Here is an 11,166-nt window from a genome sequence, read left to right on the forward strand (position 1 = left end):
GGTGCTCGCTATTTTTCCACGCCGTCCTGACCATCTCCGACGGGGTCGGCCCGACCGTCTCCGGCGGGCCGGTCGCCGTCCGGGCCCGCCCACGGGACCCACCGCGGCAGCGAGGGGACGTGGCGCATCTGCCAGTGCGGCCGGACCGGCGGCTCCTCCGCGTCCTTGGAGCGCAGGAACACGTTCACCCAGTGCAGCCGAGGACTCGAGTCGACGATCAGCGACTTCGCGAAGAGTGTCAGCGGCACCGCGAGGATCGAGCCCAGTGCCCCGATCACCGCGGTCCAGAAGATCAACGAGACGAACGTCACGGTGGTGTTCAGCCCGACCGCGTCGCCGGTCAACTTCGGCTGGACGATCGCCTGGAGAACGAAGTTCAGCACCGAGTACGCGATGACCACGATCAGGGCCTCGACGGGACCACCGTCCAGCAGGGCCAGCAGCGCCGGCGGCACCAGTCCGAGGACGAAACCGATGTTGGGGATGTAGTTGGTGACGAAGGCGAACAGTCCCCAGACCAGGGGCAACGGCACGCCGAGCACGGTCAGGACGATCGTGTCGAACGCCGCGACGATCAGGCCGAAAAGCGTGTTGACCATCCAGTACCGGCGCACCCGGTAGCCGAAGTCGCCGAGCGCGGCCGCCAGGTACGGCTGGTACTGCCGCAGCGAGGCCAGCCGGCCCTCCATCGCCGTCGAGTCGACCAGGAGGAAGGCGACGGCCATGGCGAGCACGAAGATGATCGTGCCCGCTGACGACACCCCGGCCAGCAGGCTCTGCAGGATGCCGATGAGGCGCCCGAGATCGACCTGGGAGAGGAGCAGGTCCGCGTTGGAGGTGTCGATCCCCCGCTCGGCCAGCCACCCCAGCACCTGGACCGACATCTCGTTGACCGTGCCCGCGTAGCGGGGCAGGACCTGCACGAGCTGGACGATGGACACCGCGAAGCCGGCCAGGATCCCGAAGATGATGGCGTACAGCAGGAGCAGCATCAGCAGACTCGCCAGCCACCCCGGCAGGTGCCAGCGCACCAGCCGCTGGCGCAGCGGACCGACGGTGAGGACGAGGGTCAGGGCGAAAAAGGTCGGCCCGACGATTCCGGCCGTGTAGCGGAGCCCGACCGCCACGACGACCAGCGCGGCCGCGATGAGGATCAGGCTGATTCCCATCGGTAGCCGTGCGTCGTCCCGGGCCAGCGTCGGTCCCCGGTCGGCCCGGCTCCGGTCGTACGAGCCCCGGTCGCCCACTACGCCCTGCCCCCCCCGGTCAGCCGGCTCAGGCCGGTTCGGCGACGCTCTCCGGCAACAGCACCTTCTCCGGCAGCAACAGGCCTTGCCCGACCCCGACGATCGCCTGCATCGTCTCCGTCACCCCGGGCACCGAGGCCAGGGCCCGGGTCGTCACCACCGACACCCGGCGGAAACGCTTCTGCAGCAGCGGCTTGAGCACCAGGTCGGCATCGTGCCGGGTCGCCATCAGCATCAGGTCGGGCAGCAGCGCGACGCCCAGACCGGCCGCGGCCAGTCCCTGCAGGGCGATGTAGTCGTCCGTCTCGTACGTGATGTCGGGCTGGAAACCGGCGACCGAACACACGTCGACGAGGTTGCCCTGGCAGGAGGGACAACCCGAGATCCAGCGGGCCCCTCGAGCTCGCTGACGTCGACCTCCGCCTCCACCGCCAACGGGTGGGTCCGTGGCATGGCGAGCCAGATGTGCTCCTCCAATGCGGTCTGCCAGATCTCGTCGGGCTCGTGGGGGATGTCGGGACGACGCAGGGTCATGTTCTCCGAGTGGTACTCGTAGACCAGCGCGATCTCGCAGTCGCCCTTGCGCAGCAGGTCGAGGGACTCCTCCGTCTCCGCCTCACCGAGGCGGAAGCTGATGCCGGGGTGCTCGTCGGCCATCCGGGCCAGGGCGCGCGGCAGCAACGCGGCCGCCCCCGACGCGAAGGCGCTGATCCGGATCTCACCGCCACGCAGACCCGCGATGGCGGCGATCTCGGACTCGGCGCGGGACAGCGACGGCAGCACCTGGCCGGCGTGCCGCAGCAACACCCGCCCGGCGGAGGTGAGACTCACCCCCCGCGACTGCTTGGTCACCAGCGGCGTGCCGAGCTCACGCTCGAGGCGCTGCATCTGCTGGGTGATCGCGGGCTGGGAGAGGCCGAGCTCCCGGGCGGCCCCGGACAGGGTGCCGTATTTGTCAATGGCAGCGATGAGCCGCAGATGCTTGACCTCGATCATGCAACGAGTCTACGTGATACTTCTTCTGCTATCCATAAGTTCGCGTGAATCGTCGCAGGAGCCCAGCGCGCCATCGACCGGGGCCTGCCCGACGTGGGCTAACGTCTGGACATGCGAAACGGCGCGGCCGCACTGCTCCTCCTGGTTCCCCTCGTCGGGGCCTGCTCCGCGCCGGGCGCGAGCAACCAGAGTGGCGCCACCGCCACTCCCTCCGCCACCGTGACGGCGGTGATTGCCACTCCGAGCCCTTCCGCCACGCCGGCCCCCGACCTCACCTCGGCCCCGACGACTCCTCCGGTCGGGGAGAAGCTCTCCCTCGACCAAGCGGCCGACTTCCCCGGCGGCCTGGCGATCCAGGTGGACAACATCACCGCGGCCACCGCCCCGCCGGCGTCACCGGCGCCGAGGGCACCGCCGGACAGGTGGTCGCCGCGGACGTCGTCATCACCAACCGGACCGCGTCCTCGTACGAGGCCCAAGGCGTCATCATCCACGGCTACTACCGCGACGTCGTCGGCGCGGTGATGCTCAGTGACGCGGGCGGAACGTTCGGCGTGGGCTTCGCCGGCCCGGTACCGGCCGGGGAACAACGCAAGGTCCACGTCGGCTTCGCGATTCCTCGGCCGGATGCCGGTAACGTGACGATTGCGGTGGATCCGAGTGACGGCCAACACAAAGCGGTCCAATTCCACGGCTCCGCAATTGGGAACTGAGCCTCGAATCGCCACACTGGTGTCCAGCACCCGATGTCCGGGTCCGGGATCCCGTCCGTTCGGCACCCGGTCCGACATCGACCAAGAGGCGATCTGAGGTACTCCGATGAACGACAGCCCCCACGCAGCCGACGCCCCCACCCCACCGGGGCCAGCGGGGGTGCGGAAGAAGCGCCACCACCCCGTCCTGATCTCGATCGGCGCCCTGCTGGCCGTCATCCTCATCGGCGTCGGCGCGCTGGGTATCTACCTCGGCGCGATCCGCAACAGCTTCGACCAGAACGTGCACCGCAGCAGCGGCATCATCACCACCTCCCCCGAGGCCAAGCAGGGCGACGCCCTCAACTACATCGTGATGGGCACCGACACCCGCGACGCCAACTACGAACGCGGGCGCAGCGACGCCCTGATGCTGGTCCACGTCCCCGCGGACCGCAAGAGCGTGACGATCATCTCCTTCCCGCGTGACATGTGGGTGCCGATCCCCGACCACGGCACCGCGAAGATCAACGCCGCCTACTCCTGGGGCGGGATGGCCCTGACCGTCCGCACGATGGAGCAGTTGCTCGGCGTGCCGATCGACCACGTCGCCATGACGGACTTCCAGGGATTCAAGGACATGACGACGGCGCTCGGCGGCGTCACCGTCAACAACCCGCGGGCGAGCAAGCAGGACATGGCCTTCCCCGCCGGCGACATCACCATCCAGGGCGATGCGGCGCTGGCGTACGTACGGGAGCGCTACGACCTGCCCCGCGGCGACTTCGACCGGGCGGAGCGGCAGCGGACGGTCGTCCAGGCCATCATGCGCAAGGCGCTCAGCGCGGACGTCCTCGCCAATCCGGGGCAGTTCACCAGCTTCGTCTCCAGCTTCTCCAAGTACCTCACCATCGACTCGGGACTGACCGACACCGAACTGCTGAAGACCGGCATGTCCCTGCGCGGCCTCACCGGAGACGACATCTACCTGCTGCAGGCCCCGGTGTCGGGGACCGGCTGGTCGCCCGATCGCCAGTCGATCGACAACGTCGACCAGGCCAAGCTGGCCGAGCTCAGTACGGCCCTCAAGAACGACACGGTCGACCAGTACCGCACCAAGTACCCGCAGGGCTGATCCGTCCCTCGGCTGATCCGTCCCTCGGGTCAGCAGGAATAATGGTCGCGGCAGAACGGTTGTCACGGCGACCGACCCCCGAACGAGGACACCCATGAGTGACGTACGCGACCTGATCATCATCGGCAGCGGGCCGGCGGGTTACACCGCCGCCATCTACGCGGCCCGCGCCCAGCTGAAGCCGCTGGTCATCGAGGGAGCCGTGGACGCGGGCGGTGCCCTGATGACGACCACCGAGGTGGAGAACTTCCCCGGCTTCCCCGAGGGCATCCAGGGCCCGGAGCTGATGGACGCCATGCGGGCCCAGGCCGAGAAGTTCGGCGCGGAGTTCATCACCGAGGACGTCATCGACGTGGACCTCACCGGGGATGTCAAGGTGGTCAAGGACTCCGCGGAGGACACCCACCATGCCCGGGCCGTCATCCTGGCGACCGGTTCCGGCTACCGGCGCCTCGGACTGGCCGACGAGGACCGGCTGGCCGGCCACGGCGTCTCCTGGTGCGCCACCTGTGACGGGTTCTTCTTCCGCGACAAGCCCATCGCCGTCGTCGGCGGCGGCGACTCCGCCGTCGAGGAGGCCACCTTCCTGTCCCGGTTCGGCAGCTCCGTGCTGATGATCCACCGCCGCGACCAGCTGCGCGCCTCGAAGATCATGCAGGACCGCGCCCTCGACGATCCGAAGATCTCCTTCGCGTGGAACAGCGAGGTCGTCAGCATCAACGGCGACGCCAAGGTGCAGTCGGTCACTCTCAAGGACACGGCGACCGGTCACATGAAGGACGTTCCTGTGGAAGGCCTGTTCATCGCGATCGGCCACAACCCCGATCCGAGCTCTTCCGTGGCCAGGTGGAGCTCGACGAGGGCGGTTACGTACGCGTCGCCCGGGACAGCACGGCGACCAACCTCGATGGCGTCTTCGCTTGTGGGGACGTGGTCGACCACACCTACCGGCAGGCCATCACGGCCGCCGGGACCGGCTGCGCCGCGGCCCTCGACGCGGAGCGCTGGCTCGCCGCACAGGGACTCTGAGAGCGTCCAGCGGTGTCACGGGGCGGGGCTAGACTCCCGCCCCGTGGACAACCTGACCCTGGACGACGTGACCGACGCGACCTTCGCCGAACTGGTGCTCGGCGCGCCGGTTCCGGTGGTCGTCGGCTACTGGGCGACCTGGTGCTCCCCCTGCCGCCAGCTCCAGCCGATCCTCGAGGAACTGGCCTCGCGCTACCGGGGTCGGGTCCGGTTCCTCTGCCTCGACACCGATGCGAACACCGTGACCCCCGAGGCCGAGGGCGTCCGCGGTGTCCCGACGATCCAGATCTTCGTCGACGGCCTCGAGGTGCGACGCTTCCAGGGCGCCAAGACGAAGCTCGAGTTGCAGGAGGCCGTGGAGGCCGTCCTCGTCTGAGGATGCGCCCCTGGAGGGCGGTTATTGTTGACCCGCATCCCGGAACACCGGGCACCGACCGGAGGATCCCGATGAGCACTGTCCGTGACACGTCCACCAAGCAGATGACCATCATGGTCTCGGTCGCCGCCGCGATCGTCGTGCTCGGCGTCGTGGTCCTCATCGGCTGGCTGTCGTCCCAAGCCGGGTCGAAGTCGTCCAGCGCCAATCCGGCCGCGACGCCGATCGTGCTGCCGAAGGCCGCCGGCGACCTGCTGATCGATCCCAACGCCCAGCCCTCGCCGACGACCATGCCGCTCGGCAAGGGCCAGGCCCAGAGCGTCACCGGCACCTACTACAAGGGCAGCGACAAGGAACTCCTGGTGATGGCGGTCCGGCCCGTGAGCGACAGCTCCAGCGTGGTCGACGAGCTCGGCATCACCGCCGTCCGACAGGTGGGGGGCGGCCTCTGCGGCCGCTACACCACCGGTCAGGACGTCTGCGTGGTCCGCAACGACAACGTCGGGGTCGTCGGTGTCGGGCTGGCCAACCAGACCCTCGAGCAGGTCGTCTCGGAGAGCACCGTCGTCGTGAAGGCGATTGTCTCCCAGTGAGATCGGCTGACGCCTCCTCACGTGTCTCCCAGTGAGATCGGCTGACGCCTAGGCCTTTTCGAGCCGGTGACTGTGGGCGATGTACGCGTCCAGTGACAGCGGCCGCGGCGAGCCGGCGTGGATCTCGGCGGCGAGCGTCCGGGCCGCCTCGATCGCGGCAGGGTTGTTCACCGAGGCGCAGACCAGGTGCCCCGAGTCCGGGATCCAGACCATCGCGGGGGCGTCGAAGACACCGAGAGCCATCTTCAGCACCGTCGGGTAGAACGCCCAGGCGCTCGCCGTCCAGTCCTGCGACGAGACGAGCACGACGCCGTCCTCGCGGGTCTGCGGCTCGAACGGGGTGAGCGCGAAGCGGCCACGGACGGCCGAGAACATCTGGTCGGCGTCGACCTCCCAGGCCGACAGGTCAGCCTCGGAGACGTATCCCTCGCCGTGGGCGATGGCCTCGAGCAGCCCCTCCCCCACCGGTCGCGACAGGATCCAGCCGGGCAGGTCGGTCCCGACGACGGTCGGCGCGAGCTCGTTCACCGGGACGTGCGACGGCAGCGGGCCGGTGCTCACCAGCATGGCGTACGTCCAGTCGTGGATCGCCTTGCCGGTGGTGTTGCCGACGGCCACCAGGCCGCCGACGTCGAGGATCCGGAAACTCCCGTCCCGGTACGTCACCCGCAGCTGCAACTCGCTCAGCGGGGCGACCTGGGCCCCGGCACCGTTCGGGGCCTGCGGAAGGATCTGGCGAGCCGCCTCAGCGACGCGGTCCCGGATGTCCTCGACACTCTCATTCACGGGGACAGCCTACGGGGATGGCTCCGATGGGCCGGCTCGGGGCCGGAGGCGGGACGCCGGGCCGGTTCCGGCCCTGCCGGCGCCGGGCGCCCGACCAGTCCACGCACGGCATCGAGCAGACCCGACCAGGACGGCAGCCAGGAGCGGGTGGCCTTCAGGTCCATCCGCAGTCGGGCCGAGACGGCGTCCTCCCGCAGCACCCGGAAGCCGTGGTCCTCGAGCCACTCCAGCGGTGGCGCCACACACGTCGCGCCGCTGCGGGAGGCCCGGATCTCCAGGCCCGCGACGTGGCGACGGACGAGCAAGGCGGCCAACTCCTCCAGCATCAGCCGGCCCACGCCGCGCCCCCGATGATCGGGGTCCACCCAGAACTGCAGGATCACCGCGGCGTCGGGGCTGACCCCGGCCGAGGCGTACGGACCGCGGAGGGGGGCATGCAGCGGTGGGGAGATGAGCACGTGACCGACGCCGGTCTCACCGATCCGTGCCCGCACCCCGCAGAAGCCCCAGGTCTGCTCGGCGGCGGCCACCCAGGACTGGCCCGCGCCGGGCGGTTCCCGATGCGGCAGCGGGCAATCGGCACAGACCGCTGGCAGCCGGGCCACCCCACCGGGCTGCAACGGCTCGACCTTCACCTGCTCCGCGCCGGCCATGACTCACATCCTATTCCCGCGTACGGCACGGACAACGTGAACACGTCCGCCCCCACCGGACCCGAGTGGCACACTGGGCGGGGTGAGCTCGATGGAACACCAACGCCGCGACACCCGACTCGACCTTTACCACGACCGCTACGCCGCCCGAGCGTTCGGCATGAAGGAGTCGGCCGTACGAGCTCTCTTCGCCGTCGCGAACCGGCCCGAGGTGGTCTCGCTCGCCGGCGGCATGCCGAACATCGCGGATCTCCCCCTCGACATGGTCGCCGACGCGCTGAGCGACATGATCCAGTCCCCCGCCGGTCCGAAGGCGCTGCAGTACGGTTCCGGCCAGGGCGAACCGATGCTGCGCGAGCAGATCTGTGAGGTGATGGCCGAGGAGGGCATCCGCGCCCACCCCGACGACGTCACCGTCACCGTGGGCAGCCAGCAGGGCCTCGACCTGATCACCCGGATCTTCTGCGACCCGGGCGACGTCGTCCTCGCGGAGGCGCCCAGCTACGTGGGCGCCCTGAGCACGTTCGCCTCGTACCAGGCCGAGGTCGTCCACGTCGAGATGGACGACGACGGCCTGGTGCCGGAACGCCTACGGGAGGCCGTGCTGACCCTCACGGCCCGGGGCAAGAAGGTGAAGTTCCTCTACACCATCCCCAACTACAACAACCCCAGCGGCATCACCATGTCCCTGGAGCGCCGCAAGCAGGTGCTCGAGATCGCCCGGGAGACCGGGCTGCTCATCGTCGAGGACAACCCGTACGGCCTGCTCGACCTCGAGGGCGAGCGACTGCCCGCGATCCGGTCGATGGAGAACGACCAGGTGCTGTACATGGGGTCGTTCTCCAAGACCTTCTCCCCCGGTTTCCGGGTCGGCTGGGTGCTCGCCCCCCACGCCGTCCGGGAGAAGCTGGTGCTGGCGCAGGAGTCGGCCACGCTGTCCCCGCCGACGTTCTCGCAGTACGCGGTGTCGACGTACCTGAAGGTGCACGACTGGCGCCACCAGATCGTCGTCTTCCGCGACATGTACCGCGAGCGACGCGACGCCATGCTCAAGGCCCTGACCGAGTACATGCCCGCGGGCAGCAGCTGGACACACCCGAAGGGCGGCTTCTTCGTCTGGCTGACGCTGCCGGCCGGCATCGACTCCCAGGCGATGCTTCCCCGCGCCGTCACCAACCGGGTCGCCTACACCCCCGGCACGGCCTTCTACGCCGATGACCTCGGCGCCCGCAACATCCGGCTGTCGTACTGCTACCCCACGCCTGAGAGGATCAGGGAGGGGGTGCGGCGCCTCGGCGAGGTACTCAACCGGGAATCCCAGTTGAACCGTACGTTCGGGATCCACCCCGGCGCCCACGCCGTGCACAACGTCGAGTCGAACAGCCCCCACCCCGACCAGGCGTGACGAGCGTCGAGGAGTAGAGATGACCGCGAACGAGACAGAGATCGAGACCACTGTGACCCCCTCAGGCGCCGATCTGGGCACCATCGTCGTGCTCGCCGGCGGCCTCTCCCACGAGCGGGAGGTGTCGCTGCGCTCCGGACGACGCGTCGCCCAGGCCCTGCGTGACCGCGGGTGCACCGTGTTCGAGTCGGACGTGAACTCCGATCTGGTCACCCTGCTGCGGGACTTGGACGATCCGGTGGTGTTCCCTGTGGTGCACGGCGCGACCGGCGAGGACGGGTCGCTGCGCGAGGTCCTCGGCCTGCTCGGTGTGCCGTTCGTGGGCGCCACCGGTGCCGACAGCCGCGTCGCCTTCGACAAGTCCATCGCGACGTCGGTGATCGCCGGGATCGGTCTCACCACGCCGAAGCAGGTGGCCCTGCCCGACGAGGTGTTCCGCGAGTTGGGTGCCCGCGCCCTGATGGACGCGCTGGGTGAGGCGATCGGCTTCCCGATGTTCGTCAAGCCGTCCCGGTCGGGTTCCTCGCTCGGCTGCTCCAAGGTGAACGGTCCCGAGGAGCTCGCCTCGGCGATGGTGGGGGCGTACGCGTACGGGGACGTGGCCGTCGTGGAGACCTACATCGAGGGCATCGAGGTCGCCGTGACCGTGATCGACCGTGGCCATGGGCCCGAGGCACTGCCCGCCGTCGAGATCCGTCCCGATTCCGGTGACTACGACTACGCCTCCCGCTACACCGCCGGGAGCACCCGCTTCATCACCCCGGCGCAGGTGCCGGACGATGTGGCCGCGGCCTGTGCCGACATGGCGCTGCGCGTCCACGAGCGACTGCGGCTGCGCGACATCTCCCGCACCGACATCATCATCCGTGACGGCGTGCCGCACTTCCTCGAGTGCAACGTCGCCCCCGGGATGACGGAGACCTCCCTGGTCCCGTTGGAGTTGGAGGCGGCCGGACTCGACCTCGGCGAGGTCTGTGAGGCGCTGGTGCGCCAGGCCCGCCTCCGCTGAGCATGTCGTCGGACGTCATGGCCCGCGCCGGTCTGGTGAAGACGCGGATCCAGCAGGGCGCGCTGCTCGTGGTGGGGCTGGTCCTCGCCGCCGTGATGATCGGCCTCGGCCTGTGGCAGATGCAGGTCTTCGAGAACCAGGGCCAGAGCGGCGCAGTGGCGCGGATGGAGCAGCCGCCCGTCCCCCTCACCGACGTCGCGCGCGCCGGCCAGCAGATCACCGACGGATACGGACGTACGGTCGAATTCACCGGCACGTACGTCCCGGCCGAGCAGTTGCTCATCCCGGTGGACGGCAAGCCGGGGACCTTCCGAGTGCTCACGCCGCTGAAGACCGACGACGGCACGCTCGTGCCCGTCGTCCGCGGCGAGTCGGCCGGCACCACTCCCCCGGCCCCGCCGGCCGGGGAGGTGGCGCAGCGGGGCGTCCTGCTGGCCTCCGACAAGCAGGTCTCGCGGCCCCTGCCGAGCGGCCAGATCGGCTCGGTCTACCTGCCGGTCCTGGTGCAGCGGTGGCTGGATCCGATGATCGCCGGTTACGTCACCCTGCCCGCCGATCAGGCCGCCGCCCAGGGGCTGCAGCCGGCCACACCGCACCTGCCGTCTGGCCGTGGCTCGGTCCAGAACTTCGGCTACGCCCTGCAGTGGTGGGTCTTCGCCGCCTGCGCGCTCGGCTTCGCCATCTACCTGGCGACGTACATCGGACGTGCCGCCGACCGGCGTCGACTCGCTGAACTTGGTCTCATCACGCACGATGAGATAGGACCCGATCCCGATCGGATGTCGTGACCCGTTAGGAACAGAGGAACATGGATCCCCAGAACCGCCCCGCAATCCTGGCCGCTCTCACCCGCTACCGCGTCATGGCATGGGTGGTGGGCTGCCTGCTCGTCCTTCTCGTCTGCGTCGCCATGCCGCTGAAGTACGTGTGGCACAACCCGACGATGGTCACCTACCTCGGCGTCGCGCACGGTTGGCTCTACATGGCCCTGCTCATCACGGCGTACGACCTCGGGCGGCGCATGCACTGGCCGTGGCGGAACCTGCTGCTGATCGCCCTCGCCGGCACGGTGCCCTTCCTGTCCTTCGTGGCAGAACGCTATGCGACCCGCAATGTTCGCTCCACGCTGGCCGCCTCTGACGCCGTCGCCGCGGACGAGTTGACGTCCGGCGTCACTGGGGAGGCCCGCTGAGCTCCGCACGCGGCGGACGATGGCGTTATCTTCTACCTTCTTGAGGATTTCCT

The 11,166-nt window shown here is 69.4% G+C and carries 10 protein-coding genes and 3 pseudogenes; 9 read left to right on the forward strand and 4 right to left on the reverse strand.

Going from position 1 to position 11,166, the window contains the following annotated elements; translation table 11 throughout:
- Positions 1 to 8: 8 nt before the first annotated feature.
- Together Rai3103_RS06000 and Rai3103_RS06010 are read right to left on the reverse strand one after the other, a co-directional pair.
- Entirely contained in the window at positions 9 to 1,169 is a 1,161-nt protein-coding gene (locus tag Rai3103_RS06000) for an AI-2E family transporter (protein WP_153571822.1), read from the reverse strand.
- Positions 1,170 to 1,275: 106 nt separating this feature from the next.
- Positions 1,276 to 2,243: pseudogene (locus Rai3103_RS06010) on the reverse strand (LysR family transcriptional regulator).
- A 422-nt stretch (positions 2,244 to 2,665) separates the two neighbouring features.
- Between Rai3103_RS06010 and Rai3103_RS06015 the strand changes: the two are divergent.
- The 5 genes and pseudogenes from Rai3103_RS06015 to Rai3103_RS06035 all read left to right on the forward strand — a co-directional run bounded on the left by Rai3103_RS06015 (position 2,666) and on the right by Rai3103_RS06035 (position 6,068).
- Positions 2,666 to 2,956, forward strand: a complete 291-nt coding sequence (locus Rai3103_RS06015) for a hypothetical protein (RefSeq protein WP_153571825.1) — start codon at positions 2,666 to 2,668, stop codon at positions 2,954 to 2,956.
- 106 nt (positions 2,957 to 3,062) lie between these two features.
- On the forward strand, positions 3,063 to 4,070 hold the full coding sequence (locus Rai3103_RS06020; RefSeq protein WP_153571826.1) for an LCP family protein: 1,008 nt from the start codon (positions 3,063 to 3,065) through the stop codon (positions 4,068 to 4,070).
- A gap of 94 nt (positions 4,071 to 4,164) precedes the next feature.
- A pseudogene (trxB, locus tag Rai3103_RS06025) lies at positions 4,165 to 5,099 on the forward strand (thioredoxin-disulfide reductase).
- A 127-nt stretch (positions 5,100 to 5,226) separates the two neighbouring features.
- A pseudogene (locus Rai3103_RS06030) lies at positions 5,227 to 5,475 on the forward strand (thioredoxin family protein); the annotation flags it as partial.
- Between the two features lie 71 nt (positions 5,476 to 5,546).
- Positions 5,547 to 6,068 carry a hypothetical protein gene (locus Rai3103_RS06035; RefSeq protein ID WP_153571828.1) on the forward strand — a complete coding sequence of 174 codons (522 nt, stop codon included), beginning with the start codon at positions 5,547 to 5,549 and terminating at the stop codon, positions 6,066 to 6,068.
- Positions 6,069 to 6,116: 48 nt separating this feature from the next.
- On the opposite strand, the gene Rai3103_RS06040 is transcribed toward Rai3103_RS06035, so the two are convergent.
- The gene (locus tag Rai3103_RS06040) at positions 6,117 to 6,854 is read right to left on the reverse strand and encodes a hypothetical protein (protein WP_153571829.1); all 738 of its coding nucleotides are present in this window, start codon (positions 6,852 to 6,854) and stop codon (positions 6,117 to 6,119) included.
- Positions 6,851 to 7,507, reverse strand: a complete 657-nt coding sequence (locus Rai3103_RS06045; RefSeq protein WP_153571830.1) for a GNAT family N-acetyltransferase — start codon at positions 7,505 to 7,507, stop codon at positions 6,851 to 6,853. The genes Rai3103_RS06040 and Rai3103_RS06045 overlap by 4 nt, the downstream gene beginning before the upstream one ends.
- Positions 7,508 to 7,598: 91 nt before the next feature.
- Between Rai3103_RS06045 and Rai3103_RS06050 the strand changes: the two genes are divergently transcribed.
- From Rai3103_RS06050 to Rai3103_RS06065, 4 genes are read left to right on the forward strand one after another with little or no spacing between them, the layout of a single operon-like run.
- Complete coding sequence (locus Rai3103_RS06050) at positions 7,599 to 8,912, forward strand: aminotransferase-like domain-containing protein (RefSeq protein WP_153573630.1); 1,314 nt, start codon at positions 7,599 to 7,601, stop codon at positions 8,910 to 8,912.
- A 19-nt stretch (positions 8,913 to 8,931) separates the two neighbouring features.
- Complete coding sequence (locus tag Rai3103_RS06055; protein WP_153571831.1) at positions 8,932 to 9,921, forward strand: D-alanine--D-alanine ligase family protein; 990 nt, start codon at positions 8,932 to 8,934, stop codon at positions 9,919 to 9,921.
- Positions 9,922 to 9,923: 2 nt separating this feature from the next.
- The gene (locus Rai3103_RS06060; protein WP_153571832.1) at positions 9,924 to 10,709 is read left to right on the forward strand and encodes an SURF1 family protein; all 786 of its coding nucleotides are present in this window, start codon (positions 9,924 to 9,926) and stop codon (positions 10,707 to 10,709) included.
- A 20-nt stretch (positions 10,710 to 10,729) separates the two neighbouring features.
- The gene (locus tag Rai3103_RS06065) at positions 10,730 to 11,113 is read left to right on the forward strand and encodes a DUF3817 domain-containing protein (protein ID WP_153571833.1); all 384 of its coding nucleotides are present in this window, start codon (positions 10,730 to 10,732) and stop codon (positions 11,111 to 11,113) included.
- Positions 11,114 to 11,166 lie beyond the last annotated feature (53 nt).

Source organism: Raineyella fluvialis (assembly GCF_009646095.1).
Classification (GTDB): domain Bacteria; phylum Actinomycetota; class Actinomycetes; order Propionibacteriales; family Propionibacteriaceae; genus Raineyella; species Raineyella fluvialis.